The organism is Mesorhizobium sp. WSM4313 (assembly GCF_002294725.1).
Lineage (GTDB): Bacteria > Pseudomonadota > Alphaproteobacteria > Rhizobiales > Rhizobiaceae > Mesorhizobium.
The window spans coordinates 65,991-90,765 of the sequence record NZ_NSFT01000018.1 but is presented as its reverse complement, the minus strand read 5'-3'; the positions used below and the strand labels follow the sequence as shown (position 1 = coordinate 90,765).

Sequence of the window (24,775 nt, the reverse complement as noted above, 5' to 3'; positions counted from 1 at the left end):
GGAATGGGCCGGTCGCTAGGAATCACCGGCCGCGAGCGGATCTCGGGGCGCTATGGGGCGGTCGCGCAGCGCGAGCGGCTCGGATTGCTTGTCTGCTTGGTTTCAGCGACTGTGGCATCAAGTGCGGCCACGCACTTCAATGCCAGCCGGGCAGCTCCCTCAGCTGCATTCGTCGGACTTGCGAAGCGCATGAACATGAACGTCGTTGTTGACGATCTGCGCGCACTCATTTCTTCTTGAACTCAAACAGCTCAACCAGATTGCCCGACGGATCTTCCAGAAGTCTGGCGCGACCAGCTCCCGCCTCGCTGATTTCTCCTTTGAATTTGACGCCTGCATCGTTCAACCGGCCGACGACGACATCTATGTCCTTCGTGACGATCATGAATCGGTTCCACCCGCCAGGTTCTGGTTTGCCGCCAGCAGTTCCTCCACTGCCTGCCCCCGGAGCGCTAAGGTAAAGCGTGAGATCATCGCGAATGAGCGCTGCGAACTTGCCAGGGTTGTGCATGTCAACCTCGAACTCGAGGTTATCGCGATAAAACGCGACCGAAGTGTCAACGTCTGTCACAATGTATCGGACGGATGCCATGGCCCGTGCTCCTTTCACCATAGAAAGTGAACTGGCCGATGGGAATGTGGTTCCTTGGCATTGGCGGCCAATAGTCTGCCAGTCGGCTGATGAGGACACGACCTGGGCTTATACCGCCTGCGGAGCAGCGTCGCTCGATTTCTATCTGTCGCTGGTCTCCGATCGCTTATACATCCTCCTATCCCATGCCTACTCCATGGTACTTCCTGTTACTCCCACTCGATTGTTCAAACAGCATATAACCCATTGAAATTACTGGAAAATACTTTTTGCCGCCGTCCAAACACAGGCATCAAGACCGTCAAAAAATTACGCTTTTGATTTTAAAGGGAAAATTGCCACAAGAAAAATTTTGCGGTTTCACCAACTATCGAGGCCAATCAGTCAACTTTTCCCACTTTGTGGTTTTCGACGCCGCCACAGCTGATCTCGAAAAGTACCGTCGCCGCTCCAGATAGCTGCACTTTTTCGCCGCAAGATCAATTACCATAGACAGCCCGGACGACGGTGGCGCGCTGGTGCGCGCACGCGGCCGCACTTGGGGCCCGCTGATCTTCCAGGACCTGTTCAAGAAGGAGCAGTTACGGATTTACTGTCCACTGTCAGATGTGCGGCTCGCTCGAGCCCTCCATGAGAGATCCACGCGGGCTAAGTCAAATCCGAGGTCCGGAAGCGAAGACCGCTTACTGGTTCGTGGCGTTGCGATAGATGTCGAGCACGCGTGTCACGCTGCCGAGCAGAAGCCCATGCGCGGTCGGTCTGATGCGGCCCGCGCCGACGTCGACATCGAGATGGCCAATAAATTGGCTGATCAGCGGGCGGGGAATCTCCGTGTCGCCAAGCGCGGCCAACACCGCTCGGGTCGCGCGCTGCGCTTCCGGCGTCAGCCAGTAGTAACGGATGCGGTCGCTGAAGGAGAAATGCCGCTGCAGGCGTTGCTCGTTCGATGTGCCGGAATAGTAGTTGCGCCAGTTCTCGGGCGAGGCGAGCATCACCCGCTCCATCGCCGCCTGCAGGTTTTCCCGGGACGGGTCGGGAACCATCTGATCGGCGATCAGACTGAGGCCGTAGAGCGCCTCGCGTAGCGCGAAGGTCAGCCATGGGCCGACTTTGAGGATGGCGAAACCGTCACGCACGAGCATGCCCAGCGCTTCCGCCGGCTGGTAGTCGGTCGAGTGCGCTTCGAAAACGAATTGCGGCATGCGTTCCAGCACAGCGACCAACTCGATCGCCTTCTCCGGCGCATAGGCAATGATATCGGCATTGCCGAATTCGACACCGGGCTGGACGACGACGCCGACGACCCGGTCAAAGGCCTCGTCGAGCCCAACGCTTGCAAAGGCCTGGCGGTGGAGCTCGACGGAACGGAGCGCGTCGGCCGGCTCGGTCACTTGCATATGCTCGAGCGGCTCCAGGGCACCGCCGGGGACCGGCACCTCGGTACCGATGATGTAGACGGGTTTCTCACCGCCGGTACGCGCGACGGCCGCCTCGGCGACCTTGGCAAGCTCGGCCGCGCGGGCGGCAATCGTCTCGTCGGGGAGCGGCACCGGATCGTCGACGCAGGCCATGCTGGTGTCGAGATGCAGCTTGGTGAAGCCGGCGGCCGCATAGGCGTCGATCATCGCGGCCGCTTTCCGCATCGCCTCGGCAGCGGAGTTGTGCTTCCAGGGATTGGGTCCAAGATGGTCGCCGCCGAGAATCAGACGATCGAGGGGAAGACCAGCCCTTCTGGCATGCGTTTCGACGAGGCCGCGAAAGGCGGCCGGCGTCATGCCGGTGTAGCCGCCCTCGTGGTTGACCTGGTTGCAGGTTGCCTCGATCAGCACATCGGCACCATGCGCCGCGCCGTGGCGCAGCGTTGCCTCGATCACCAGCGGATGCGCCGAGCAGATCGAGGCGATGCCACCCTTGCCGCCGGCGGCGCGGCGCGCAGCGATCTTGGCAAAACGGGCGGTGGCGCTCGTCATGCGTGCGCCCCGGCGTTGAGGATGAAGGCCTCGACCTCGGCGAGTCGATGGATGCCTTCCATCGGTCCCTTGCGGGTAACGGCAAGCGCGCCGCAGGCATTGGCGACGCGCAGGGCATCGACAGGTGCGGCGTCGCGCAACCACATTGAAACGAAGGCGGCGCCGAAGCAGTCGCCGGCTCCGGTCGGGTCGACCTCCTCGACAGGAAAAGCTGGCAAAGCGACCGCGCCCTGCCGGTCGTGATAGGCGGCACCGTCTGCGCCCTTCTTCAACACGACGCAGGAAATGCCTCGGCCCAACAGATCATCAACTGCGCCCTTCTCGTCACCGGCCGAAGAGAACAGGAACAATTCGTCCCCGCTGGGCAGGAAGACGTCGGTTTCCGCCAGCACCTTGTCCAGCGAGGCGCGCATGCCGGAAACCTGTAGGATCTCGCGGCGGACGTTGGGGTCGAAGGACACGGTGCCGCCCCTGGCCTTCACGGCCGCGGTCGCGGCGAGCACAACGTCGGTCGCCTTGTCCGAAAACAGCGACGAGCCCATGACATGAAAGTGGTCGGCGTCGGCAAGCAAGTGTCTTGCGGCGTCATCGATGGCCATCAGGCCCGCCGCGCTGTTGCGGATGTTGAAGACGAAATGCCGGGAGGCATCGGCCAGATAAGTGACGAAGGCAGTGCCGGTGGCATGGCCTTTGTGGGACGCGATTGCCGAAACATCGGCGCCGAGCGCTCGCAGCCGGTCAATGTTCAGCTGACCAAAATCGTCCTCGCCGACGGCGCCGATGAGGCCCGCCGGTTGCCCAAGCGCTGCCGCTTGGCCGACGAAGATCGCGGGGGCGCCGGACGGAAACGGACCTACCAGCGGTCCAGGCTCGAGAAAGCTCTGGCCGATGCGTTCAGCCATGATCTCGACGAGGATTTCACCGGCGCAGACCAGCTTCTTCATCCATGAACTCCGGCATTCGCCGCCGCACAGCGTGCTCCGTCCGCAATTCAATATAGCGTGAAATTTTTCACGTCAATTAATTATTTTTACGCATGCAATAATTTTTTTCGACGCGTTGAAACTTGTAAATCTTCCTGTAAAATTTCAACTTGCGTTCGCGCGCCGGCGCACCGTAGTGATGGCGCCGGGGCAACAGAGGGACCGGCGATTGGAAGTTCCACGCCGCAAGGGCTTTGAATGTCGATGACGCACAAGACTATGGAGGATTTCGCCCGCTCCTGCGGCGTCTCCAGACCGACATTGTCGAAATTCTTCGACGATCCGACCAGCGTCAAGCCGGCAACGCGTAAGCGTATCGAGGATGCGCTGCGCTCGTCCGACTATCAGCCGAACCTCTTCGCGCGCAACCTCAACCGCAAGCGCACCCGCAGCATCGGCATTGTCGTGCCGACGGTGACCGACCCGTTCTATTCGGAGATGGTCAGCCGCATCGAGCTCAGGCTGCGCGACGAAGGCTACTGGCCGGTCGTCATTTCCTCGCATGGCTCGACCGAACTCGAGATCGAAGCCACCCGAACCATCCTGTCCCTGAAGGTATCCGGCGCGCTGATCGCGCCGCTGGGCAAACGATCCGATCAGAGAACCCTGGAAAAGCTCACGCAGACCATCCCGATTGTCTATTTCGACACTTTCCTGGAAGGTGACACGCCATTCGTGGGCAACAACAACGAAAAGAGCGTCGCGACGATCGTGGATTACCTTTGCCGTTCCGGCGACGCCCCGGTCTATTTCGACATCCCACACGTCAATCACAATTCGGCGGAACGATTGAGCAGCTATGTCGCCTCGATGCAGCGACTGGGGTTCGAGCCGACCGTCTTCGGCGACACCAGCGACTATACTTGGGACTTCGAGCGCATCGGCTACGAGCAGACGGAGAAGCTGATCGGCAATGGCGGCCTGCCGGGCAAAACCATTCTATGCGCCAACGATCGCCTCGCCTTCGGCGTGATGGCGGCGGCCTTTTCGAAGGGCCTGAAGGTGGGACGCAAGACCGACTGCGACCTGCGGGTCGCAGCGCATGATGACCATCCGCTGAGCCGCTACACCTGCCCGGCGCTCACCACCATGGCGCAGGATTTCGCCGCCATGGCCGGCCGCAGTGTCGAGACGCTGCTTGCAATGCTCGACGAGGATGCGGCCGCCGTGACGCCGAAGGTCAGCCTCGACGCAACGCTGGTGATGCGTCAGTCGGCCTAAACCCTGTCAAACGCCGGATCGAATTCGCGCCAGGCCGCAACAGCAGCCTCGACCGCCTGACGCGACGCCGGACCGTGACGGCCCATCGAGACGAAGCCGTGGATCTGCCCTGGCCAACGTTTGGCCACGATCGGGACGCCGTCCATTTCGAGCCGCCTTGCATAGGCTTCGCCCTCGTCGGCGAGAATGTCGTGGCCCGCGATGGCGACAAAGGCGGGAGCGGCCCTGGCAAGGTTCTTGGCCTTGAGCGGCGAGACGCGCCAGTCGTCGATGTCGGCGGCGTCACGGACATATTGGTCGCGGAACCAGGCCATGGTCGCGGCCGTCAGGCCGAAACCTTCGGCGAAGCGGCGATAGCTGTCCGCCGTTTGGTCGGCGTCGGTGTTGGGGTAGAACAGAAGCTGCGCGGTCAAAGGGCATTTGTCATCGCTGGCGAGCAGCGCCAGCACCGCGGCGAGGTTGCCGCCGGCGCTGTCGCCGGCAACGGCTATGCGGCTGGCATCGATGCCAAGCCCGCCGGGCATGTCCCGCATGAAGGCGAGAACGGCACGGCAATCCTCGACCGCCGCCGGAAACTTGTGCTCCGGCGCCAGCCGGTAGTCGGGCGAGACGACGACGCAGGCGGCGATGTTGGCGTACCAGCGGCAGATCTCGTCATGCGAATCGAGATTGCCGATCACCCAGCCGCCACCGTGCAGATAGAGCAGCGCCGGCGCATTGGCCGTCGGCGCGCCCCGCCCTCGATAAACTCGAAGGTTGAGAGGGCCACCCGGCCCGACAATGGCTTGTTCGCACACCGAAGCGACGGGCTCGCGCTCGCCTTGCAGCCCGGGGAAACCGTTGTCGTAGGCGCGTCGCGCCTGCTCGGGCGTGCCTGTCTCGAAAGGCGGCTCATGCGCCTGGCGGCCGAGTTCGAGAACCTTCCGCGCCTGCGGATCGAGCGGGGACAACACGGGCGCTCAGGCCAGCAGGCTCGCAGCCTCGTCCTCGCCAAGCAGCGGCGGCTGGTCGACAGTGCCGGCGATGGCGACCGAGTTGCGGCTTTCGCCCGAGGCGAGGATGGCCTCCATGATCTCCAGCACATGCAGCGCCAGATCGCCGGACGCGCGCGGCTTTCTCTTCTGCGACAATGAACGCGCCAGATCAGCGACGCCGAGCATGCGGTAATTGGCGCGATTCGGCGCCGCATAGGGCCAGTTGCGCGCGCCGTAGAGCTCGCTTTCGCTGGCGAAATCCTTCCAGTCGGCGCCGCGCGCGGAAAGCGAGACGGTGCCGCCGAAGGTGTCGGGATCGGGCAGCCTGAGCGACCCTTCGGTACCGTGCAGCTCGATGGGGTGGTTGGAGTGCTTGAAGACGTCCCACGAGGCACCGAAAGTGACGGTGGCGCCGGAGCGGAATTCGAGCAGCGACAGGATGTTGGTCGGCGTGCCGACCCTGAAGCTGGTGTTCTTGTAAGGGCCGTCGGCGGTGATCAGCCGCTCCTCCTGGCCGCGCGTGGCCATCGCCATGACACGGGCGACGGGGCCGAGCAGGTTGACGAGCATCGTCAGATAGTATGGCCCCATGTCGAAGACCGGGCCGCCGCCTGGCTTGTAATAGAATTGCGGGTTCGGATGCCAGTGCTCCATGCCGCGCCCCATCATGAAGGCGGTACCGGTCACGGCGCGGCCGATCGCGCCCTCATCCATCAGGCGGCGCGCGCGGCGTCCGGCGGCGCCGAGGAAAGTGTCGGGAGCCGAGCCCAGCAGCAATCCCCGTTTCGCCGCCTCCGCCACCAGCTTGCGACCGTCGCTGGCCGAGGTGGCGAGCGGCTTTTCGGTGAAGACATGCTTTCCCGCCGAGAGCGCCGAAAACGAGATGTCGAAATGCGCCGCGGGAATGGTGAGGTTGAGGACGAGATCGACCTCCGGGTCGGCGAGCAACGCATCGACGCCGAGCGCGCGGATACCATATTCCTTCCCGCGCAAGACAGCCATCTCGGCGGAAATATCGGCGCAAGCGCGCAGTTCCACACCGGCAAAAAGTGCCGCGTTGCGCAGATAGGTCATCGATATGTTACCGCATCCGATGACGCCGATACCGAGCTTCGCTCCTGAATTTGCTTGCATTTCCCTTTCGACCTCCCAATCGGCTACGCCCGAGACAAGCCATCGCGACAGCAACTGACAATTTTCGTGACTCGCTATAGCTCATTTTAAATCTTGACGCGCGTAAAATTTTTATAGAGCATATGAAAACGCTGGCCCAGCATCACGGGCCGCCGGCCTTGTAAATCAAGAGATTAGGGAATTATGAGTCTAGGGACCAAAGTGCGCCTTGCGCGCCTCTTTTCGCATCCATCGGGGAACCTATTTGGCGGCGCGGTCGACCACTTCGTCGGCTATGGCGACGTGCGCAAAGGCGGCCTTGCCGATCTGCCCGGCGCGTTGGCCCGCGTCATGGCGGGCAAGCCGGACTATGTCAGCATCCAGCCCGGGGCCGCGCGCCATCTGTGGCCGCAATATGCGGGCAAGGCTGCCCTGGTGATCCAGGCCGGCTGCTTCACGCCGGACGACCGCATCAGCGAATTGATCGCAACGCCCGAGGACGCGGTGCGCGCCGGCGCCGACGCGTTGGCGGTGGCCATTCCGGTGCGCGGCGCGACCGAAGGCAAATATATTCGCTGGCTGACCGATTCCGTGAATGCGGCGGCCCGCCACGGCATGCCGGTGGTTGCGCACATCTATCCGCGCGATTTCACCGACGGAGCAAAGATCGTCTTCACCCCCGACGAGATCGCCTATGCGGCGCGCATCGGCTACGAGTCCGGCGTCGACGTCATCAAGATCGGCTACACGGGCGATTTCGAGTCCTTCCGGGAGACCGTCCGGACCTGCCCGGTGCCGGTCGTCATCGCGGGCGGGCCGAAGACCGATACGCTGCTCGGCGCGCTGCAGCAGACGGCGGACGCCATCCGCGCCGGCGCGCGCGGCGCCGTGGTGGGCCGCAATCTCTGGGGGCACGGCGATCCTCAGAAGGCGGCGCTTGCCTTTCGGGGCGTCATCCATGACGGGCTTTCGGCGCAAGAAGCGCTTGCGAAGGCGGGTGCCTGAACGATGCCTCCCGTTCCCTCGATCCTCGGCTTCGGCGCCATTGCGATCGACGACATCGTCTATGTCGATCAGCCGTTGTCGGCGGGCAAGGGGAAGGTTCTGCAAAGCACGCGCGCTTTCGGCGGAAATGTCGCGACGGCCCTGGCCGCCGTCGCGCGGCTCGGCGGAAACGCCGGCTTCATCGGGTGGCTGGGCAACGCCGGTGACGACGCCGTGTTGTGCGACCTCGTCGCCAGCGGCGTCGAAACCGCGTTCGCGCCACGCCATCCCGATGCGCGCCCGGTACGCTCGCGCATCACCGTCGGCTCGGACGGAGACCGCTTCATCGCCTATGATGACGACGCGATGTTGGGCACCGCACCGGACTTTCCGGACGAGATCCTCGGCCGCGCGAGCGTCCTGATCGTCGACAGCTACGCGATCCGCTCGCTCGATGTCGTGGCACGGGCTCGCGATCTCGGCCTTGCGGTCCTCGGCGATATCGAATGGAGCGCCGGCCCAGCCACGGAAAGGCTGATCGAGCTCTGCGACCATCTCATTCTTCCGCTCGGCTTTGCAGGGACCGCAACCGGCCGCCGATCGCCCGCCGAGATGCTCGAAGCATTGTGGTTGCCGTCGCGGTCGGCCGTGGTTCTGACCGATGGCGGCAGGGGCGTCTACTATCGCGGGCGCGACGAGGCGAGGCTCTGGCACCTCCCCCCGCACCGGGTTGCCGTCGTCGACTCGACCGGCGCCGGCGACTGCTTCCATGGCGCCTATGCCCACGCATTGACGCGCGGCGCCGACACCGCCGGCCGGGTCGCGTTCGCGGCCGCGGCCGCGGCTCTCTCGATCACCGGGCACGGCGGGCGCGAGGCGCTCCCGACCGAAGACCAGGTCACGAAACTCCTGGCATCGGCGAACGCTCCATCGGCAGCCGAACTCAAATATGCGCAGCCCGATACCGCAACATAGGCTGAAAACTATCCGAGAAATATTTCGCAGGTGACCAAAAGCCGAGGAGCCAAAAAATCAGTGGCTTAGACTTGTGGAGGGAGGAAGATGGCAGAAGTCATTCTTGAGAATATCTGCAAGACCTACGGGAACAATTTTCACGCGATCGACCAATTGAACCTCTCGGTCGAGGACGGCGAATTCCTGATTCTGGTCGGACCTTCCGGCTGCGGCAAATCCACCGCTTTGCGGATGATCGCGGGATTGGAGGACGTCACCAGCGGCAGCCTGCGGATCGGCGGCGTAGACGTCGTCGACATGCCGCCCAAGGACCGCGACATCGCGATGGTCTTCCAGAGCTACGCGCTCTACCCGCATATGACGGTGTCCGAAAACATCGCCTTTTCGATGCGGCTGGCCGGCAAGCCGAAGGCCGAGCGCAAGAAGCGCGTGGACGAGATCGCCAAGACCCTGCAGCTGACGTCGCTGCTGGACAGCAAGCCGGCGAACCTTTCGGGTGGGCAGCGTCAGCGGGTCGCCATGGGCCGCGCCATGGTGCGCGAGCCGGCCGCCTTTCTCATGGACGAGCCGCTTTCCAATCTGGACGCGAAACTGCGCGTGCAGATGCGCGCCGAAATCACCAGCCTGCAAAAGCAGCTCGGCGTGACGACCATCTACGTGACCCACGACCAGACCGAAGCGATGACGATGGGCGACAGGGTCGCGGTGTTGAAGGGCGGCGTGCTGCAGCAGGTCGACACGCCCAAGCGGCTCTATGAATCGCCGGTCAACGCCTTCGTTGCCGGCTTTATCGGCTCTCCTTCGATGAACCTTTTCGAAGCGACCCTGATGGGCGACGAGCTGACGGTCGGTGCCTTCGCCATCCGGCTGCAGAATGCCGCCTTCGGGCGCAGGCCGGGCTTGAAGTCGTATGCGGGGCGCAAGGTCGTGTTCGGGATCCGACCGGAAGATCTCTATGACAGCAACCTCGAATCCGGCCGCAAGTATCAGACGATCCCGGCAAAGGTGACCTCGATCGAGGAGCTCGGGTCCGAACATATCGTCCATCTGAGCATCGACGCGGCCCGCGTGGATTCGGGCGACCCGGACGCGGTGCAGGATTTCGGCATGGCATCGAACGCGGTGGCGAAATTCGAACCGGTCAGCGCAGTTCGCTCCGGCTCGGAAATCCGGTTGGCCCTGGATGATACCAAGCTCCATTTCTTCGATCCCGAGACGCATCTGGCGATCTGAAGATTTGCGGCAAGGCCAGCAGGCGGGAGCGAGGCGCCTGCGAATGAAGACTGCTGAATGAACCAGACGATCTTCCGCATTGTGCGGCCGATCTCAAAGAAGGAGGAGAAGATGACGTTTCGGATAAAGCCCATAATGCTGAAGGTGGCCGCAGTCGCATGGCTGCTTGGCGCGACCAGCGCCATGGCGGACACCACGCTGGAATTCACGCAATGGTGGGAGCCCGAGCTGCCCGCCGGTTCCTTGCGCAAGATCATGGATGATTTCGAAGCCGCGAATCCCGGCATCAAGGTGACGTTGGTCAGCGGCCCCTACGCGGCAACGCGGGATCAGATCTCGGTCGGCGCGGCGACCGGAACGTTGAGCGATGTTGTCGGTCTCGACGGCGCCTGGGTGAACAATCTGAACGCGCAGAACGCCCTTGCCGACATGAACCCGATGATGGATGCGAGCAAGTTCGACAAGGCGCAAGTCGCAGACATCATCAAGGTGGACGGCAAGGCCGTGATGTTTCCGGTCGCTTCCTTCGTCTATCCGGTGTTCGTCAATCTGGACCTTGCCGCCCAGGCAGGCGTCACCAAGCTGCCGTCGACCCGCGCGGAGTTCCTCGAAGCCGCCAAGAAGATGACCCATGCTGACAAGAACCAGTATGGCTGGGTGCTGCCGCTGTCGATGCAGTCGCCGTCCGGCGTCCAGAACGACATGATGTCGTGGGTCTGGGCATCGGGCCAGTCGATGATGGCTGACGGCAAGCCCGCCCTCGAGGGCAAGCCGGTGGTGGACATGCTTACCTTCGTCAAGTCGCTCAACGACGCAGGCACCATCTCGCCCGGCATCGCCACCAAGACCGAACAGGAAAAGGTCGAGGAATTCGTCAACGACCGGGTCGGGATGATGATCGACTCGCTCGCGCATGTGAACCTCATCCGTAAGCGCAATCCCAAGCTGAACTTCGACCTCATCCCGGTTCCGGTCGTTGAGGGCTATACGGGCAAGCGCGGACTTCCCTACGCCTCATGGGGGATCGGCATCTCCGCCGGCTCGAAACATCAGGAAGAGGCCTGGAAGCTCGTCCAGTATCTGATGAGCGAGAAGGTCAACGCCAAGCTGGTGTCGCTGGCCAACGCCTTCCCGGGCAATGTCAACGCCAAGCCCGATTTCGTGACCTCGGACAAGGCTTTCGGCAAGGCTTTCGAAATCTTCAAGACCGGTTACCTCGCCAACGAGTTCACGGGTCTGCCGGTGGCTGAAGACCTGATGACCCAGTTCGATGTGGAAGCCCAGAAGATGCTGGCCGGCGAGCAGTCTCCGGAACAAGCGGCGGCCAACGCTCAAAAAGGATGGACGGCGAAATTCTGATTAGCCTGTTTTACGATCTTCAACCGGGAGGCCTGGCTTCAGACAGGCCTCTCGGCAGCAACGCACCGGCAACGCGAGTGTTCGCGAAGCTCACCTTCTCTCGAAGGTGTATCCAAGGTTGGCATATGACCCGGCAGAAGCGCTCCCGTCACAGACTGAAACGAACGGTCGCACCCTATCTCTATCTGTCGCCCTCGCTGGTGATCATTGGCCTTTTGATGCTGCTGCCGATGGTGACGGTGATTTCCTATTCGTTCCAGAACAGCGCGGTGCTGCGCCGTGACTCGTCCTTTGCCGGACTGAAACACTACCAGGCAATCTTTGCCGATCCCGTGTTCTGGGCCTCGCTATGGCACACGCTCTACTTCACGTGCATTAGCGTCATTTTCCACATGACCATCGGCATGATCTTCGCGCTCATGCTGAACAGCGACCGCATCAATCCGACGCTGCGCAACATCCTGCGCGTGCTCTACATACTGCCCTGGCTCTTCACCGCGGTGATCATCGCGGTGATCTGGCGCCTGCTGCTCGAGCCCAACGGTGTCGTGAACAGCATTCTCATGCAGTTGGGCATCATCGGTTCCAAGATCGAGTGGTTTTCCTCGCCCGAGACCGCGCTGCATGCCGTCACCTTCGCCAATATCTGGGCGGGCTACCCGCTCTTCATGGTCAGCCTGCTCGCGGGCCTGCAGGGCATTCCCAAGGATTTCTACGAGGCCGCCGATATCGACGGGGCAAAGGCCTACCAGAAGCTGATCTTCATCACCATTCCCCAGCTGATGCCGATCATCATCAGCATCTCGCTGCTCGATTTCATCTGGACGATGCAGGTCTTCCCGTTGATCTGGATCACGACGGGCGGCGGTCCGATCTACTCGACCGAGGTGCTCAGCACCTACACCTACAAGCTGGCGTTCTCGAGCTACAACCTGTCCCAGGCGGCGGCGAGCGCCGTGGTCATCCTGCTGATCTCGCTTGGCCTGACGCTGTTCTACATCCGTTATCAGAAGGCCCGGTAATCACCATGAGGAAAAGGCACACGACGAAGGACAGGCTGATCACCGTCGCGCTGCATATCGCGCTTGTCGCGGGGCTGTTTTTCGCGGCCTTCCCGATCTACTGGATGCTGAGCAGCTCGTTCAAATCGAACACCGAGATCTTCGCCCTGCCTCCAACCATCCTGCCGAAAGCCTTCACGCTGGAAGCCTATGCAGCGATCCTTGGCGACCCGGTCAAGCTGCGCTTCTTCTTCAACAGCTACTTCGTGGCCTTCGCGGTGACCGTGCTGACGGTGCTGATCGCCTTGCTGGCGGCCTATGGGTTCAGCCGCTTCAATTTCCGAGGCAAGGGCAGCCTGAACACACTCATCATCAGCACGCAGACGATTCCGCCGATCACGCTTCTGATCCCATTCTTCGGGCTCGTCGTCTCGTATCGCATCTTCGACACCTATACCGCGCTGATCCTCACCTATCTGGTCTTCACCCTGCCCTACGCGATCCTGCTGATGACCGGATATCTGAACACCTTGCCGCGCGATCTCGACGAAGCTGTCGCCGTCGACGGCGGCACCAGTTGGACAGCTCTCTGGCGGGTGATCGTGCCGATCTCGCTGCCCGGCATCGTGGCGACGTCGGTCTACACCTTCCTTTTGTGCTGGAACGAGTTCCTCTTCGCGCTGACGCTGACGAAGTCTGCCTCGATGCGCACCGTCCCGATCGGCATCCAGCTTTTGATGGGGCAGCATGCCTTCGAGTGGAACCAGATGATGGCGATGAGCGTGCTCGGCTCGCTGCCGCTCCTGCTCATCTACCTCATTGCCCAGAGGTTCTTCCTCGCCGGCATGACCGCGGGCTCGGTCAAATAGGCACGTCCCGCCGAGAACCAAGGATTGAAAGGATGAACGTGAAAGACCTCAAAGTCGGCTGCCAGACCTTCACCTGGGAAATGCTGGGAGACCGGTTCACCGGCGGCCCCGATGATCTCATCAAGGCGATCGCCGATGGCGGCTATGCCGGCATCGAGATTACCGACACGATGATCGGCCGCTACGCCAGCAAGCCAGCGGAATTCGCCGCGGCGCTGAAATCATCCGGCCTGGCGCTGGTTTCCTTCGCCTTCGGCTCGAAGAGCGGCTTTACGCTCAAAGAGAAAATCGGCGAGGATCTCGACACCGCCGAGCGCTGGATCGACTTCGCGGCCGCCTTTCCGGGAGCGCTGGTGTCGATGGGCTCGGCGACCGTCGTTTCGGACGGGCCGCGCGACGACAAGTTCTCCATCGCCGCGGAAGTCTACAACAAGGCCGGCGAGCTCAGCCGCAAGGCCGGCGTCCAGGTCGCGGTGCATCCGAGCTCGCACTACAACACGCTGCTGTTCGACCGTGCCGATTACGACCGCATCTTCGCCCTGATCGACGCTTCGCTGGTCGGCTGGGTGCCGGACACGGGGCACATATTGCGCGGCCACAAGGACATGGCCGACACGCTCACGACCTATCGCGACCGCATCCGCTACGTGCATCTGAAAGATGTCGATGCGAACGGCACTTGGGCGATGCTTGGCAAGGGCGTCTGCGACACGGCAAAGGTGATCGAGATCGCCGGCGCCGCCCCCAACTTCAACGGCTGGCTGGTTCTGGAAGAGGAGTCCGAGACCGCTGCCGCTGATCCGGCCGGCGCGGTGAAGACCAATCGCCATACCATGCGCGGCTACGGAGCCTGACCATGATCGTCAAGAAAGACCGTCGCCTTCGTGTCGGTGTGCTCGGCTGCGGGCCGATCGCGCAATTCGCGCATCTGGAATCCTGCCTAAAGGCAAGCAACGCCGACCTCTACGCGATCTGCGATGCGGCGCCCGATCTGTTGGCGCGCATGGGCGCCACCTACGAGCCGCGGAAGATGTATGGCGACTATGACGAGATGCTCGCCGATCCAGAGCTCGAGGCGGTGATTGTCGCCACGTCGGACGCCTATCACGTGCCGATGTCGACCAAGGCGCTGGAAGCCGGCAAGCATGTGCTGTGCGAGAAGCCGATCGGCGTGTCAGTCGAGGAAGGCGAGAAGCTTGCCGAAGCGGTCAAGCGCTCGGGCAAGGTGCTGCAGGTCGGGCACATGAAACGCTTCGACCCGGCGCTGGAAGCGGCGCGCGATTTCGTGCGCGACGAGATGGGCGAGATCCTGGCGCTCAAGGCCTGGTATTGCGATTCCACCCATCGCTACACCAACACCGACGCCGTGCAGCCACTGCCCGTCACCAGCAAGCTGGCGAGGAAGCCGGGCGGCAATCCGAAGGCGGACCTGCGGCAGTATTTCATGCTGGCGCATGGCTCGCATCTCGTCGACACGGCGCGCTTCCTATGCGGAGAGATCACCGCCGTTCGCGCCCGCCTCAACGAGCGCTTCGGCGCCTATTGCTGGTTCGTCGAGACCGAGTTCGCCAATGGCGCGCTTGGCCATCTCGACCTTACCGTCGCCGTGCGGATGGACTGGCACGAGGGGTTTCAGCTCTATGGCCAGAACGGCTCGGTGATCGCGAAGACTTTCAATCCTTGGTATTTCCGCGCCAGCGAGGTCGACATCTTCCACGAGAAGGACGCCACATCGCGCAAGCCGCTCGGCGCCGACGGCCATTTCTTCCGTCGCCAATTGGAAGGTCTCGCCGATACAGTCCTCAACGGCGCCCCGCAGCGCGGCGCCACGGTCGAGGATGGGGTCGCTTCCATCCGCGCCATGGTGGCGATCGCCCGCTCGGTCGAGAGCGGCGAACGCGTCGAGCTCGCCAATGTGACGGGAGCGGTCTGATGCAGGTCGGGGTGTTCGCCAAGACTTTCCCGGGCAGCGAGCCGACCGGCGTGCTTGCCGCAGTCCGAGATGCGGGCTTCGCGGTCACTCAGTTCAACCTCGCCTGCGCCGGCCTGCCGTCGATGCCCGACGCGGTTCCGGACGCGGCAATCGACGCCATCGGTGCCGCTGCCAAGGCGACCGGGATCGGTCTCGTCGCTCTCTCCGGCACATACAACATGGCGCATCCGGACAGCCGGGGGCGCGAGGATGGACTGCGACGGCTGGCGGTCGTCATCGAAACCGCGGCCAGGCTTTCGATCCCGCTTGTCACGCTCAGCACCGGAACGCGCAACACCGAGGACCAGTGGGCGTACCACCCAAACAATGCCGATCCATCGGCTTGGGCCGACATGGCGCACGAAATGGAAAGGGCGCTGCAGCTCGCCGAGCGCCATGGCGTCGATCTCGGCATCGAGCCGGAGCAGGCCAACATCGTCACCTCGGCCGACGACGCCATGCGGCTGATCGGCGAGATGGGCTCGAAGCGCCTGCGCATCGTGCTCGACCCTGCCAATCTGTTCGAACAGGCCAATCCGGACAAGGCGCGCGCCATCGTTGCCGAAGCGGTCGAGCGCGCGGCGGGCCATGTCTCTCTGGCGCATGCCAAGGACCGCTTCGCCGATGGCCGCTTTGCCACGGCTGGACGGGGCGTGGTCGACTTCGCCGATTTCATCGCTCGCCTGAAGGCCACAGGCTTCGACGGGCCGCTGGTGACACACGGGCTATCAGCCGAGGAAGCACCTGGGGTAGCGCGTTTCCTCAAGGAGTTGGTGTGATGGCGGGGCGGATGGCGCTTCTTCGCGACGGCGCGACGCTGCTGGGCACCGACACGGGCGAAGGCCCGGCGGTGGTGTTCCAGCACGGGCTCGGCGGCGGCGAGGCGCAGGTCGCGCAGACTTTCCCCACCGGCTTCCGCCGCATCACGCTGGAATGCCGCGGCCATGGCGGCTCCAACCTCGGTGAAGGGCGGCCGTTCTCGTTCGAAATGTTCGCCGACGACGTGCTTGCCGCAGCCGACCGGGCCGGCCTCCACCGCTTCGTTGCTGGCGGCGTTTCAATGGGTGCGGGAATCGCGCTGCGCCTCGCCTGCCGCCATCCGGAGCGCGTCACTGGCCTCATCCTGGTGCGGCCGGCATGGACGTTCTCGCCAGCGCCGCAGAACATGCAGCCGATCGTCGAGGTCGCCGAGCTCATCCTGGTCCACGGCCCGGAGAAAGCGAGAGCGATCTTCGCGCAATCGGAAACCGCTGCACGGCTCAATCGCGAGGCGCCCGACAATCTCGCCTCGCTGCTCGGCTATTTCGACCGGCCTGGCGCCAAAGCCTTCGCACGAGTGCTGGCTAACATCGCCGCCGACGGACCCGGCGTTGCCGAACACGACGCTGCTGCGCTCGACGTTCCGGCGCTGGTCATCGGCAACGAAATCGATGCCGTGCACCCATTGTCGACCGCCTGTGCACTGGCTGCCGCGATACCCAACTCGACCTTTGCCGAGGTCACGCCCAAGGCGCGCGACAGCGCGAAGCATTTCGCCGAACTGCACGAGCAGATCAGCTCGTTCCTTCATTCCCACTCGAAAGCCCGGAGCCTCATTCCGTCATGATCGCCAAACCTCTCTCCGGACCCGCGGCCATAGCCGGCCTGCCGCGCAACCGGCTCATCGGCGAATTCTCGCTGTGGTCGGCGGATCTCGCCAACATGGAGCGCGACCTGAAGCGGATCGAAGCCCATGCCGACCTGCACCACATCGACGTGGCGGACGCCCGCTTCACGCCCGGCTTCCTGTTCTTCCCGGATCTGGTGGCGCGCATCGCCAAGCTGACGGCCAAACCGATCCACGTGCATTTGATGGTCGAGGCGGATATCGTCGAGGCACAGACCCGCCAGTTCATCGAGGCCGGCGCCGACCTTGTCACCATCCACGCCGAAAACGGCGAGGCCGGGTTGCGCGCGGTCAAGCTGGCGCATGAGCTCGGCGCCGAGGCGGGCGTGGTGCTGCGGCTAGAAACGCCGATCTCCGCGATCGCGCCGTTCCTGCCTGACGTCGGCTTTGTGACGCTGCTCGGCACCTCGATCGGCGTCAAGGGGCAGAGCCTGTCCGAAAAAGCCTGCCCACGCCTGATCGAGGCGCGCGCGCTGATGCGAAAAGCCGGCCGCGAGGCCGACATCATTTTGGCAGCCGATGGCGGCATCCGCCATGAGACGGTGCCGCTGCTGCGCGCCGCCGGCGCCGAAACGGTGGTGCTCGGCTCGCTTGCCTTCGGCGACCCCGACCTCGCGCAGCTCATGGCCTGGTTGCACGGGCTGAAGGCCGCCGCCTGATGAGCACGCTTGCGCTTGCCTTCGATCTAGGTGGCACCGAGCTGCGCGGCGCGCTGATCGGGCGCGGCGGCGAGGTTGTGGCGCGCGTCTCGGAACCGACGATGACTGATGCGGGATCGGAGGCGGTCATCGGCCGGATCATCGCGCTCGCCGACAAACTGCTGGACGACCACCCGCAGGCCAAAGTGATCGGCATCGGCGCCTGCGCGCCTGGTCCGCTCGATCCCAAGGCAGGGATCGTCATCGGACCGCCGACGCTCTCCGGCTGGCACAACGTGCCGATGATCGACATTTTGAGCCGGCAGTTCGGGCTGCCGGTGCGGTTGGAGAACGATGCCAATGCGGCAGCGCTCGGCGAATGGCGCTTCGGCGCCGGCCGAGGCGCCGGCTCGCTGGTCTTCGTCACCGTGTCGACCGGCATCGGCGGCGGCGTGATCGCTGACGGCCACATCTATCACGGCAGGCGCGGCTTGGCGGCCGAGATCGGCCACATGACGATCACCGGAGAAGGCGATCGCTGCTTCTGCGGCAATGTCGGCTGCTTCGAGGCTGTCGCTTCGGGCACCGCTCTCGGGCGCCGGGCGACGCAGCTCACCGCGCCTGGCGACGGATCGGTGCTGAGACGTGTTTCCAATGACGGCGATGTCTCCGCCCGGCATGTCGTCGAAGCCGCTCGGGCCGGCGATGCCAGCGCCCGCGAATTGGTCGAGGCCGAGGCGCGATGGCTCGGCGTCGGCTTCACCAATCTTCTGCATCTTTATTCGCCCGAGGTGATCGTCATGGGCGGCGGACTGGCCAATGGCTTCGACCTGCTGGCGCCGAGGATCAGGGCAACGATCGAGGAGCGGGCCATGCAGGCCTATCGCGACGTGCCGATCGTGCCGGCCGAGCTTGGCGACCGCGCCGGGCTGGTCGGCGCGGCAAGCCTGATCCTGTGGGAAGGCGAGCCGGGCACGGCGTTGGCCATGGTGCAGAACGACTAAACCCAGAGCGCGCCGGCAGAAGCTCGGCGTGCCCCGGGGCAAGCCGTGGCCGAAGCTTAAGTTGCGCAGGGTACGCAAATCGTTTGGTCGGCAGAGATCATCGAAGGGAGCCTCCCCATATCTTAGCCCATAAAAATACACGGTATTCCATTTTAATTCTTGACGTACGTAAAATTATTTCCAAACATGCGATAACGCTGATGTGATATCATCAGCGCTCTGGGAGGAGCAACGCCTGATATGAAAGAAACCCGAACCGGGCGCCTTGCGCGCGCACCAGCTTGTCTTTCCAACGCAAGCCCCGGGCTCGCGTGCGTTTCGTCAGCCATGCCGTTCGCAGAACAACGAGCCGACAATCAAAAATCCGGAGGAGGAAGATATATGCGCATGTTCAATTGCCTGGCGCTCGGCGCTGGCCTGCTTGCTACGACGCTTGCCGTGCCCGCGCACGCCGAAGACGCCAAGGTCGCGGCGATCGTCAAAGGCCTCGACAATCCGTTCTTCCAGACCATGCAGAAGGGCATCGAGGAACAGGCCAAGGCCGACGGCGTCGGTGTCACCGTGCAGGCTGCCGCCAATATGGGCGATGCGACGGGGCAGGCCGACAAGCTGACGGCCATGGCCCTGCAGGATTATGATTGCTACCTGGTCAATCCGATCAGCGTCTCCAACCTGGTGCAGGCGCTGGTGCCGGTCGCCCAGAAGAAGAAGCCGATCGTCAACATCGACTCGACCATCGATGCCGAGCAGGCCAAGGCCGCGGGCTTCGCCGTCTCGACTTATATCGGCACCGACAACGTCGCCGCCGGCGCGCTGGCCGGCGAGGAGATGCTAAAGCTGGTGCCGAAAGGTTCCAAGGTGGCGCTGGTCGCCGGCATCGTCGGCGACGTCGGCTCGAACGCGCGCATCAAGGGCTTCAAGCAGGCGGTCGAGGGTAAGCTGGAAGTGGTGGTCATGGTGAGCGCCGACTGGGATCGCGAGAAGGCGCTGACTGCTGCCACCGACATCCTGGCCGCGCATCCGGATCTCGCCGGCTTCTTTGCCGCCAACGACATCATGGCGCTCGGCGTCGAGCGGGCCGTGCAGACGTCTGGCAAGGACGTCAAGGTGATCGGCCTCGACGGCATTGTCGACGCGCTGAAATCAGTCGCCGCCGGCGAACTCACGGCCACCGTCGCGCAATACCCCTATGTGGTTGGCGCGATGGGCGTCGAGGCGTGCAAGCTTGCCGCCATGGGAAAGGAACTGCCCGCCAACGTGCCGGCGCCGGTGCTCCTCATCAACAAGGACAATGCGGAAGCCTCGCTCAAGAACTTCCCGCGTCCAGGCGGCGACTATCCGGATCCCTTGCGCGAGATGCTGAAGTGAGCGTTCCAGCCGACAACGCGCCCGCCTCTCGACAGGCGGGCGTCCACGAGGAGAGCCGCCCCTCCCTGGCGGCTCTCCTCATCGATCCTTCCTTCTGGGCCGACTGGGCATCCGTCGTCGGCCTGGTCGGTCTCGTCATCCTGTTCGGCGTCACCTCGCCAGTCTTCCTCACAGTCGCCAACATGCAGGCGATGCTGCTTGCCGCCGCGATCCTGGTGGTGCTGTCGATCGGCCAGACCTTCGTTGTCGCCACGTCCGGCATCGACCTGTCGCTCGCAGCCTCCGTCATGCTCGGCGCGGTCATCCTCGGCCTGGGCAATGCGGCAGGTCTTGGCATCTTCGCCGCCTGCGTGCTCGCGGTGCTCGCCACCAGCGCCATAGGCTTGATGAACGGCGTGCTGATCACTGCCGGGCGTATTCCCGATTTCGTGGTGACGCTCGGCACGCTCTCCGGCATCACTGGTCTTGGCCTCATCCTGTCTGGCGGCGAGCCGACCATGGTGGGCTCGACGTTCCTGCTCAAGCTCGCGTCAGGTTATCTCGGCCCGTTCGGCTATCCGGTGTGGGTGGCGATCGCGGCCGTCCTTGTCGCGCATGTTGCGCTCTACCACACGCGGTTCGGCGTGCATCTGCTTGCCACCGGCGGCCAGGCCGAGAGCGCCAGCGCGCTCGGCATCCGCACGAACCGGGTCAAGATCGCCGCCTACACGATCTCCGGCTTCTGCGCCGGCATCGCGTCGATCCTTCTGGTGGCGCGCATCGGCTCCGCCGAGCCGCAGATCAACACGAGCCTGCTTCTGAACTCCGTGGCGGCGGTGGTGCTGGGCAGCGTCAGCCTGTTCGGCGGCCGCGCCAGCATCCTGGGACCGGCCATCGGCGCGCTGATGCTGACGGCCCTCGTCAACGGGCTGACGCTGCTCAGCGTCTCGGCCTTCTATCAACCACTTGCCGTGGGCGTGATCGTGGTCCTGGCGGCCCTGATCATGCGATATCAGAAATGAGCACCGTCAATCACATCGCGCCTTCCGAGGCGATCCTCGCCTGCCAAGGCCTGAGCAAGCATTTCGGCGGCATCCGCGCCTTCACCGATGTCGGGTTTCAAGCCCGGCGTGGTGAGGTCACCGCGGTGATCGGCGACAACGGCGCCGGCAAGTCGACGCTCATCCGCTGCCTGGTCGGCGTGCATGTGCCCGATGGCGGCACGATCTATTTCGACGGCCGCCAGCACCCGTTCTCCAATCCGGACGAGGCGCGCAAATCGGGCATCGAGACCGTGCACCAGAACCTGGCGCTGATCGACGAATTGACTGTGGCGCAGAACCTCTTCCTCAACCGTGAGATCGTGCGCCGCATCGGCCCGTTCGCCCTGCTCGACCGCAAGGCGATGAAAGAGCAGGCGCGCGCCATGCTGTCGCGGCTGTCGATCAACGTTCCGTCGGTGACCCAGCGCGTCCGGCGTCTCTCGGGCGGCCAGAGGCAGGCGATCTCGATCTGCCGCGCGGCTGGGTCCGGCGCCAAGCTGGTGGTTATGGACGAGCCGACGGCGGCGCTTGGCGTGCAGGAAACGGCAAATGTCGAGGCCCTTATCCGCAAGCTGCGCGAACAAGGCGTCAGCGTCATCCTGATCAGCCATAATTTTGATCAGGTGCGACGGCTCTCCGACCAGATCTGGGTGATGCGTGCTGGCAAGATGGTGGCGACGGTGCGCTCATCCGAAACCACCGGCAACGAGCTCGTGGCGATGGTGACCGGCGCGGCGTGAACGCCGCGTCGCGCTTGGAGATTGAAACAAACTAGCAAAGGAGTTTGGCGTGGCGCTGATCCGTGTCGGGCTTGTGGGTCTTGGAGAGGTCGCGCAATCGATCCATCTGCCGGTGTTGGCCGACCAGCGCGACCGCTGGGTCATCGCCGGCGCCTATGACGTATCACCGAGCCTAGTGAAACTCATCACCTCGCAATACCCAACCGCCAAGGCCCATGAAAGCGCCGAGGCGCTGATCAATTCGCCGGACATCGACGCGGTCTTCGTGCTCTCATCGGACGACACGCACAGCCGCTTCGTCCGCGCCGCGATCACAGCCAACAAGCATGTGCTGCTCGAAAAGCCGGCCTGCCTGACGGTGCGCGAGATCGACGAGCTGATGGCGCTGAGCAAGGATTATAAAAAGACGATCTTCGTTGGCTACATGCGCCGCTACGCGCCGGCTTATCTGGCGGCGCGAGACGAGTTGCCGGCATACGGAGACATCACCCATGTGCGCATTTTCGACCTGATCTCGGAAGGCCGGCATTTTCTCAAGAAAAGCCAGAACGTCCTCTACCCCGCCGATATCGACGCTACGATCCTTTCGCGCGGTGCCGAGGAGCGCGACGCGCTGATCCGCGAGGTGGTCGGAAAAGACGCATCGGCCGACCTCGTGCGCGCCTATCGCGGCCTGACGGCGCTCTCCTCGCACCACATCTCGGCCATGCGCGGCTTGATCGGCGAGCCGCGGCGCGTGGTGGCGGCGCACCGCACCAATGGCGGCGCCAATACCAGCGTCACCTTTGACTATGGCCACTTCGCCTGCCTCTATGACGCGGTGGTCGACGATCTCGGCCTGTTCGACGCCATGATCGAGGTTCGCTCCAACACCAAACGGGTACGGATCATCTACGACACGCCCTATATCCGCAGCCTGCCGACCCGCCTGGAGGTGACGGAGGCCGGGTCGCTTGGCCCAGTGACGAAGGCCTTCGGACCGCTCTATGGCGATGCCTTCTCTAACGAACTGGAGACATTCCACCGCCACATTATGGAGGGCACAAAGCCGGTCACCGACCTGGCGGACTCACGACGCGACCTTGCGCTGATGGCCGAGATCATCGCACGGATGAGAGAGAGCGGCGGGAGATAGGATCGCTCGCTACGGCACCAACGCGCTTGGAACTGGCAGCGGCCGGCAAGGCGGCCGTCGCCCTCTACGGGCGCGAGCATTATTTCGCCTGCCATGGCCGCGCCCATGCTCGATTCGAACGGCCGGATCCTCGGCCGCCTCGACGCATCCTACTCCAACGAGGCTCGCTATTTCTGCTGGAATTGACAGGGCCAATTTTCTGGCCTGGTCAAGCCAGGAGGCAACTCAGCAAGCCATGTTGAGCTGCCATTGGGACAGACCCGCCGATTTGGAAGATCGAGGCCCTCGATACGGGTCAGAAAGAAAAAAGCGCCGTCAAAGTCTATCGGCGTGGTGAACGTCGCGCCTCGGAAGTCCGCTCGCGCGAGAACTATGCGCTCGGCAATTCGCGACGAGCCCTGTTTCTGCTGGCGTGCGCATCGACTGATGACAGCGGCAGCCTTCGTCCTTGCAGCGTTGTTTTCCAGTTTCGGCGCCCTCCTCCTGCTGCACCAACCAGACCTATCGGGACATAGGGGACCCCTTGTCTGATGCCGGTCATCTCGGCCGTGGTGGTCGAGGCACCTCGATCCAGGGGCCGCCGAGGACATCTGAACGCTGGGAAAGGCTATCGAACTGCCCCCTGCTCGCGCAGGCGCGTCGTGCTCGAGCGATTACGAACTCTGCCGTGCCCTCTTGCCGAGATAGAGCTCCTGCATGACCGGCGACTGTTTCAATTGCTCGATGCCGCCAGACGCCACGATGCGGCCGGAATTCATCAGATAGCCTTGCTCGGCCACCGAGAGTGCAAGTCCGGCGTTCTGCTCGACGAGCAGCACAGCGGCGCCAAACTCTCGCGCACGTCGATGATGATGCCCTGCAGCTCCGACACCAGCAATGGCGACAGTCCGAGCGAGGGTTCCTCGAGCAACAGGATCCGTGGTCTGGCCATAAGGCCGCGCGCGATCGCCAGCATCTGCTGCTGGCCGCCGCTGAGCGTGCCCGCCCTGGCGCCGCGCTTTTTGGCAAGGATGGTAAAATAGTTCTCCATCAATGCGATGTCGGCCTCGACCGCATCCCGGTCCTTGCGGGTATAGGCGCCGAGCAAAAGGTTCTCGCGCACGCTCATGTCGGCGAATACATGGCGACCCTCGGGCACCATCACGATGCCGAGCGTGGCCTTTTCATCGGCGTGCAGCGCGGTGACGTCGCGGCCGTCAAAGGTCACCGCGCCGCGCCGCGGCTTCACCAGACCGGCGATGGAACGCAACAGGGTCGTCTTGCCGGCCCCGTTGGGCCCCAGGATCGTGACGATGCCGTTCTGGCCGACCGCGAGCGAGACGTCGCGATTGACCGCGACGGGACCGTAGCCGGTGTCGACATGCTCGACGGAAAGCAGGCTCATGACGCGGCTGCCTTCTTGTCGGGACCAAGATAGACCTCGCGGACCTTGGGATCGTTAAGAACCTCGGCCGGCGGGCCTTCCGCGATCTTGGTGCCAAAGTCGAGGACCGCGAGGCGGTCGCAGAGCTCGGCCATCATGTCCGTTCGCGCGGCGCCATCCGAAGCTGCGACTGGCGCTCATGCCGGCATCTTCTGTACGGATCGCCGAACTCGCGGCGAGCAGGCAGCTCGATATCGGCCTGATGACGATGCCGGCAATCGACCCTGCGACAACCTGCGACCTCATCTTCGAGATCGCTTCCGTCTGCGTGCTGCCGGCAGGACACCCCTTGAGCGAAAAGGACACGATCGAGGCCTCCGACATCCGCGACGAAAGCTTTATCCAGCTTGGGCGCGAAGAGGGATCCCGTCAGGCCGTCGAGCGCAGCTTTGACGATGCGGGAGTCCGCGTCGAAGCCCGTTTCGACGCACATTTCAGCGACTCCGCCTGTGCCCTCGTAGCAGAGGGTCTAGGCGTTCCATCGTCGACAAATTCTCGGCCGAGCGCTGGCGCGGCACGCTCGTCATCAAGCC

Annotated in this window: 27 protein-coding genes and 1 pseudogene; 19 read left to right on the top strand and 9 right to left on the bottom strand. The window is 63.6% G+C overall.

The window, feature by feature from the left end; genetic code table 11:
• Nucleotides 1-240, top strand: a 240-nt coding sequence (locus CK219_RS31995) for a hypothetical protein (protein WP_210200022.1), incomplete at its 5' end; no start/stop codon positions are given.
• On the opposite strand, the gene CK219_RS27220 is transcribed toward CK219_RS31995, so the two are convergent.
• Nucleotides 227-592 (bottom strand): VOC family protein, encoded by a 366-nt coding sequence (locus CK219_RS27220; protein ID WP_095769695.1) that lies wholly within the window; start codon nucleotides 590-592, stop codon nucleotides 227-229. The genes CK219_RS31995 and CK219_RS27220 overlap by 14 nt on opposite strands.
• Nucleotides 593-1,092: 500 nt before the next feature.
• Between CK219_RS27220 and CK219_RS31990 the strand changes: the two are divergent.
• Nucleotides 1,093-1,173: pseudogene (locus CK219_RS31990) on the top strand (NADP oxidoreductase coenzyme); the annotation flags it as partial.
• Between the two features lie 102 nt (nucleotides 1,174-1,275).
• Here CK219_RS31990 and CK219_RS27215 read toward each other — a convergent pair.
• Both CK219_RS27215 and CK219_RS27210 read right to left on the bottom strand, forming a co-directional pair.
• Nucleotides 1,276-2,562: a D-tagatose-bisphosphate aldolase, class II, non-catalytic subunit gene (locus tag CK219_RS27215; RefSeq protein ID WP_095769694.1), complete on the bottom strand. Its 1,287-nt coding sequence runs from the start codon at nucleotides 2,560-2,562 to the stop codon at nucleotides 1,276-1,278.
• Nucleotides 2,559-3,506: a sugar kinase gene (locus tag CK219_RS27210; protein ID WP_095769693.1), complete on the bottom strand. Its 948-nt coding sequence runs from the start codon at nucleotides 3,504-3,506 to the stop codon at nucleotides 2,559-2,561. Before CK219_RS27210 ends, CK219_RS27215 begins: the two co-directional genes overlap by 4 nt.
• A gap of 237 nt (nucleotides 3,507-3,743) precedes the next feature.
• On the opposite strand from CK219_RS27210, the gene CK219_RS27205 reads away from it, so the two are divergent.
• On the top strand, nucleotides 3,744-4,766 hold the full coding sequence (locus tag CK219_RS27205; RefSeq protein WP_095769692.1) for a LacI family DNA-binding transcriptional regulator: 1,023 nt from the start codon (nucleotides 3,744-3,746) through the stop codon (nucleotides 4,764-4,766).
• On the opposite strand, the gene CK219_RS27200 is transcribed toward CK219_RS27205, so the two are convergent.
• Nucleotides 4,763-5,719 carry an alpha/beta hydrolase gene (locus CK219_RS27200; RefSeq protein WP_095769691.1) on the bottom strand — a complete coding sequence of 319 codons (957 nt, stop codon included), beginning with the start codon at nucleotides 5,717-5,719 and terminating at the stop codon, nucleotides 4,763-4,765. The genes CK219_RS27205 and CK219_RS27200 overlap by 4 nt on opposite strands.
• Nucleotides 5,720-5,725: 6 nt before the next feature.
• Nucleotides 5,726-6,874, bottom strand: a complete 1,149-nt coding sequence (locus tag CK219_RS27195) for a Gfo/Idh/MocA family oxidoreductase (RefSeq protein WP_095769703.1) — start codon at nucleotides 6,872-6,874, stop codon at nucleotides 5,726-5,728.
• Nucleotides 6,875-7,057: 183 nt separating this feature from the next.
• Here CK219_RS27195 and CK219_RS27190 point away from each other — a divergent pair, with 183 nt between their 5' ends.
• The 16 genes from CK219_RS27190 to CK219_RS27115 all read left to right on the top strand — a co-directional run bounded on the left by CK219_RS27190 (nucleotide 7,058) and on the right by CK219_RS27115 (nucleotide 22,819).
• Complete coding sequence (locus tag CK219_RS27190) at nucleotides 7,058-7,858, top strand: class I fructose-bisphosphate aldolase (RefSeq protein WP_095769690.1); 801 nt, start codon at nucleotides 7,058-7,060, stop codon at nucleotides 7,856-7,858.
• 3 nt (nucleotides 7,859-7,861) lie between these two features.
• Complete coding sequence (locus CK219_RS27185; RefSeq protein WP_095769689.1) at nucleotides 7,862-8,812, top strand: PfkB family carbohydrate kinase; 951 nt, start codon at nucleotides 7,862-7,864, stop codon at nucleotides 8,810-8,812.
• A gap of 87 nt (nucleotides 8,813-8,899) precedes the next feature.
• Nucleotides 8,900-10,045: an ABC transporter ATP-binding protein gene (locus tag CK219_RS27180; RefSeq protein WP_095769688.1), complete on the top strand. Its 1,146-nt coding sequence runs from the start codon at nucleotides 8,900-8,902 to the stop codon at nucleotides 10,043-10,045.
• A gap of 111 nt (nucleotides 10,046-10,156) precedes the next feature.
• Nucleotides 10,157-11,404: a sugar ABC transporter substrate-binding protein gene (locus CK219_RS27175; RefSeq protein WP_095769702.1), complete on the top strand. Its 1,248-nt coding sequence runs from the start codon at nucleotides 10,157-10,159 to the stop codon at nucleotides 11,402-11,404.
• Nucleotides 11,405-11,529: 125 nt separating this feature from the next.
• Nucleotides 11,530-12,426 carry a sugar ABC transporter permease gene (locus CK219_RS27170; RefSeq protein ID WP_095769687.1) on the top strand — a complete coding sequence of 299 codons (897 nt, stop codon included), beginning with the start codon at nucleotides 11,530-11,532 and terminating at the stop codon, nucleotides 12,424-12,426.
• A 5-nt stretch (nucleotides 12,427-12,431) separates the two neighbouring features.
• Entirely contained in the window at nucleotides 12,432-13,274 is an 843-nt protein-coding gene (locus tag CK219_RS27165; protein ID WP_095769686.1) for a carbohydrate ABC transporter permease, read from the top strand.
• A 32-nt stretch (nucleotides 13,275-13,306) separates the two neighbouring features.
• Nucleotides 13,307-14,128, top strand: a complete 822-nt coding sequence (locus CK219_RS27160; RefSeq protein ID WP_095769685.1) for a sugar phosphate isomerase/epimerase — start codon at nucleotides 13,307-13,309, stop codon at nucleotides 14,126-14,128.
• 2 nt (nucleotides 14,129-14,130) lie between these two features.
• Nucleotides 14,131-15,207 carry a Gfo/Idh/MocA family oxidoreductase gene (locus tag CK219_RS27155; protein WP_095769684.1) on the top strand — a complete coding sequence of 359 codons (1,077 nt, stop codon included), beginning with the start codon at nucleotides 14,131-14,133 and terminating at the stop codon, nucleotides 15,205-15,207.
• Complete coding sequence (locus CK219_RS27150; protein ID WP_095769683.1) at nucleotides 15,207-16,025, top strand: sugar phosphate isomerase/epimerase family protein; 819 nt, start codon at nucleotides 15,207-15,209, stop codon at nucleotides 16,023-16,025. The genes CK219_RS27155 and CK219_RS27150 overlap by 1 nt, the downstream gene beginning before the upstream one ends.
• Complete coding sequence (locus tag CK219_RS27145) at nucleotides 16,025-16,852, top strand: alpha/beta hydrolase (protein WP_095769682.1); 828 nt, start codon at nucleotides 16,025-16,027, stop codon at nucleotides 16,850-16,852. The genes CK219_RS27150 and CK219_RS27145 overlap by 1 nt, the downstream gene beginning before the upstream one ends.
• Nucleotides 16,849-17,571 (top strand): ribulose-phosphate 3-epimerase, encoded by a 723-nt coding sequence (locus CK219_RS27140; RefSeq protein WP_095769681.1) that lies wholly within the window; start codon nucleotides 16,849-16,851, stop codon nucleotides 17,569-17,571. Before CK219_RS27145 ends, CK219_RS27140 begins: the two co-directional genes overlap by 4 nt.
• Nucleotides 17,571-18,554: an ROK family protein gene (locus CK219_RS27135; RefSeq protein ID WP_095769680.1), complete on the top strand. Its 984-nt coding sequence runs from the start codon at nucleotides 17,571-17,573 to the stop codon at nucleotides 18,552-18,554. The genes CK219_RS27140 and CK219_RS27135 overlap by 1 nt, the downstream gene beginning before the upstream one ends.
• A gap of 381 nt (nucleotides 18,555-18,935) precedes the next feature.
• Nucleotides 18,936-19,922, top strand: a complete 987-nt coding sequence (locus CK219_RS27130) for a substrate-binding domain-containing protein (protein ID WP_095769679.1) — start codon at nucleotides 18,936-18,938, stop codon at nucleotides 19,920-19,922.
• Entirely contained in the window at nucleotides 19,919-20,923 is a 1,005-nt protein-coding gene (locus tag CK219_RS27125; RefSeq protein ID WP_095769678.1) for an ABC transporter permease, read from the top strand. Before CK219_RS27130 ends, CK219_RS27125 begins: the two co-directional genes overlap by 4 nt.
• The gene (locus CK219_RS27120) at nucleotides 20,920-21,684 is read left to right on the top strand and encodes an ATP-binding cassette domain-containing protein (protein WP_095769677.1); all 765 of its coding nucleotides are present in this window, start codon (nucleotides 20,920-20,922) and stop codon (nucleotides 21,682-21,684) included. The genes CK219_RS27125 and CK219_RS27120 overlap by 4 nt, the downstream gene beginning before the upstream one ends.
• Before the next feature lie 49 nt (nucleotides 21,685-21,733).
• A complete protein-coding gene (locus CK219_RS27115) occupies nucleotides 21,734-22,819 on the top strand; it encodes a Gfo/Idh/MocA family oxidoreductase (RefSeq protein WP_095769676.1) in 1,086 nt (361 codons plus the stop codon).
• A 653-nt stretch (nucleotides 22,820-23,472) separates the two neighbouring features.
• Here CK219_RS27115 and CK219_RS32755 read toward each other — a convergent pair.
• From CK219_RS32755 to CK219_RS32405, 4 genes are read right to left on the bottom strand one after another with little or no spacing between them, the layout of a single operon-like run.
• Complete coding sequence (locus CK219_RS32755) at nucleotides 23,473-23,598, bottom strand: hypothetical protein (RefSeq protein ID WP_348628353.1); 126 nt, start codon at nucleotides 23,596-23,598, stop codon at nucleotides 23,473-23,475.
• Nucleotides 23,577-24,203 (bottom strand): ABC transporter ATP-binding protein, encoded by a 627-nt coding sequence (locus CK219_RS27105; RefSeq protein WP_348628352.1) that lies wholly within the window; start codon nucleotides 24,201-24,203, stop codon nucleotides 23,577-23,579. Before CK219_RS27105 ends, CK219_RS32755 begins: the two co-directional genes overlap by 22 nt.
• Nucleotides 24,200-24,340, bottom strand: coding sequence for a hypothetical protein (locus tag CK219_RS27100; RefSeq protein ID WP_095769675.1), 141 nt, complete (start codon nucleotides 24,338-24,340; stop codon nucleotides 24,200-24,202). Before CK219_RS27100 ends, CK219_RS27105 begins: the two co-directional genes overlap by 4 nt.
• Complete coding sequence (locus CK219_RS32405; RefSeq protein WP_245340634.1) at nucleotides 24,337-24,675, bottom strand: hypothetical protein; 339 nt, start codon at nucleotides 24,673-24,675, stop codon at nucleotides 24,337-24,339. Before CK219_RS32405 ends, CK219_RS27100 begins: the two co-directional genes overlap by 4 nt.
• Between the last annotated feature and the right edge of the window lie 100 nt (nucleotides 24,676-24,775).